This window comes from Burkholderia sp. LMG 13014 (genome assembly GCF_905232215.1).
Taxonomy (GTDB): Bacteria; Pseudomonadota; Gammaproteobacteria; order Burkholderiales; family Burkholderiaceae; genus Burkholderia.
This window is the reverse complement of the sequence record NZ_CAJNKE010000788.1, coordinates 1-2,271: the sequence shown is the minus strand read 5'-3', so window position 1 is coordinate 2,271 and position 2,271 is coordinate 1. Positions and strand designations below refer to the sequence as shown.

Genomic DNA, 2,271 nt, shown 5'->3' with positions numbered 1-2,271 from the left:
ACGGCGCGCGCGTTGTCGAACAGCCGCTGCGGCACCGCGAGCGACGCGGGGGGGAGATTGAGCACGAGCTGGCAGTTCTCGCCAAGGCCCGCGTAATCGTGGCGCGCGCCGGCTGGAATCAGCCAGGCGCCGTGCCGGTCGAGACGCTGGCTGACGCCGTCCACCGCCATCACCATCGCGCCGTCGATGCCGAGCACGATCTGGTGAAAGTCGTGCACGTCCGACGCTTCGAGCGTGTCGTAGCGTTGCAGCGCGACGGTGGGGGACGGAAGGTGTGCCATGGGGCAGCGCGTCAGCCGGCGGCTCGTGTGCCGTGTCAGATGTCGAGCAGTTCGACTTCGAACACGAGCGTGGCGTTCGGCGGAATCACGCCGCCTGCGCCGCGCGGGCCGTAGCCGAGTTGCGGCGGGATCGTCAGGCGACGCACGCCGCCGACCTTCATGCCCTGCACGCCTTCGTCCCAGCCCTTGATGACCATGCCGCCGCCGAGCACGAACGCGAACGGGTCGTTGCGATCCTTGCTCGAGTCGAATTTCTGACCGTCGGTCAGCCAGCCCGTGTAGTGGACGCTGACGGTCTGGCCGGCTTGCGCAACGTCGCCGGTGCCTTCGGTCAGGTCTTCGTATTTGAGGCCCGATTCGGTCGTGATGACAGACATGACTTCTCCTGAAAAAGGATGGGTAAAACCGCTATTGTAGGCGAGCGCGCAGCGGGCCGCCGCTCGTGCCTTTCGGCCGGTCGCACGCGTATCGCCGACGGCGGCGGGCTGCCGCGGCCGCGATCGCACGACACGCGAATGGAACGCGTGTTTGAATTGTTCGCGAGCCGCGCGACAGAGGTTGCACCGCACAAGTGCGACGCGTGTATGAATCGGTGCTACCGGGGCGTTCGGCAGCGTGCCTCGCGGCGCTGTCGAATTACCCAAAACCCCTGCCACACGGGGTTTTCGGGCCACCGTCATGACACGGCGCGGGTCAGCGCGTATTGCTCGCGAGTCACCGCACGCGTTCGAATCCCGGCCCGTCCGGATGCCGTTCGAGCGCCGCTTTTTCCGCCTTTTCGACCGTGCCCTGTTTGGAAGCGCGCATCTACCGCGCGGCTTGCGTGCGCCGCCGCGGGCGGCCTATCTTTACAGTTGTCGATGTCAAGATTTTGGCGGTGCGCGATGCGCCGCCCGGGCCCGCGCCGGCCGCGTCGGACGACGCGCCGGGCCCGCGCCGGAACCAGGAGAACGATGAACATGAAGTCAGCCGCTTCCGTCACCGCAGCCGGGATCATGCCGGTGCGCCGCGACCTGCGCTTCGACCTGCCGGTCGAACGCGCGAAGGACTGGCATGGCCTCGGGTCGCACGTGACCCATTTCTTCAACGCGCTGTCGCTGCTGTTCCCGGCTGGCGAGCGGTTCTTCATGGATTCGGTGCGCAACTATCGCGACCGGATCGACGATCCCGTGCTGAAGCAGCAGGTGCTCGGCTTCATCGGCCAGGAGGCGATGCACACGCGCGAGCACATCGAATACAACGAGCTGATGCAGGCGAACCACCTGCCCGCGCGCAAGCTCGACAAGCGCGTGTGGACCGTGCTCGGCTACATGAAGCGCAAGCTGCCGCATTCGGTGCAGCTCGCGCACACGGTCGCGGCGGAGCACTACACGGCGATGCTGGCCGACTGGCTGTTGCGCGACCCGACGCGCCTCGACGGCTCGGTCGAAGGCTACCGCCAGATGTGGATCTGGCACGCGCTCGAGGAAACCGAGCACAAGGCCGTATCGTTCGACGTTTGGAATGCCGCGATGGAACCGGGGTTGCGCCGTTACCTGATCCGCATCGGCGTGTATCTGCTGACGACGCTGACGTTCTGGCCGACCGTGTTCCTGATGCACGCGACGCTGCTGTGGCGCGATCGCGGCGCCGGCCATCACGTGCGCGGCATGCTGCGGATGATTGCGTTCCTGTACGGGCCGCGCCGCGGGCTGTTCCCGCGCATCGCCGGCGAATGGCTGAGCTTCTTCCGGCCGGGCTTCCATCCGTGGGATCATGACAACCACCACCATCTCGCGCGGGTCGACGCGCTCGCCGCCACCTATGGCGAACACGGCGGCACGTCGGCCGGCCGTGGCCGAGCGAACGCGCCGGCATCGCTCGCGTCGGGCCGCTGATACCGCCGCCGCGCCCGCATGCGCGGCAGCGCGCCGCGCATGTTGCGTTCGTGCATCAGCCGGCTTCCTCTGACGATTGACCGAAATCAATTCGAACCGGACGGACGGGCGTC

The 2,271-nt window shown here is 67.3% G+C and carries 2 protein-coding genes and 1 pseudogene; 1 reads left to right on the top strand and 2 read right to left on the bottom strand.

What is annotated here, in order from left to right; translation table 11 throughout:
- Nucleotides 1-281, bottom strand: a pseudogene (locus JYJ84_RS34615) (AraC family transcriptional regulator); the annotation flags it as partial.
- A gap of 35 nt (nt 282-316) precedes the next feature.
- Nucleotides 317-658 (bottom strand): FKBP-type peptidyl-prolyl cis-trans isomerase, encoded by a 342-nt coding sequence (locus tag JYJ84_RS34610; protein ID WP_011355854.1) that lies wholly within the window; start codon nt 656-658, stop codon nt 317-319.
- Between the two features lie 582 nt (nt 659-1,240).
- Between JYJ84_RS34610 and JYJ84_RS34605 the strand changes: the two genes are divergently transcribed.
- A complete protein-coding gene (locus JYJ84_RS34605; protein WP_175221778.1) occupies nt 1,241-2,158 on the top strand; it encodes a metal-dependent hydrolase in 918 nt (305 codons plus the stop codon).
- The last annotated feature ends 113 nt before the right edge of the window (nt 2,159-2,271 follow it).

What these genes read in the sequence shown, in the direction of transcription:
- JYJ84_RS34610 (WP_011355854.1), bottom strand. Translation starts at nt 658, where the DNA reads ATGTCTGTCATCACGACCGAATCGGGCCTCAAATACGAAGACCTGACC.
- JYJ84_RS34605 (WP_175221778.1), top strand. Translation starts at nt 1,241, where the DNA reads ATGAAGTCAGCCGCTTCCGTCACCGCAGCCGGGATCATGCCGGTGCGC.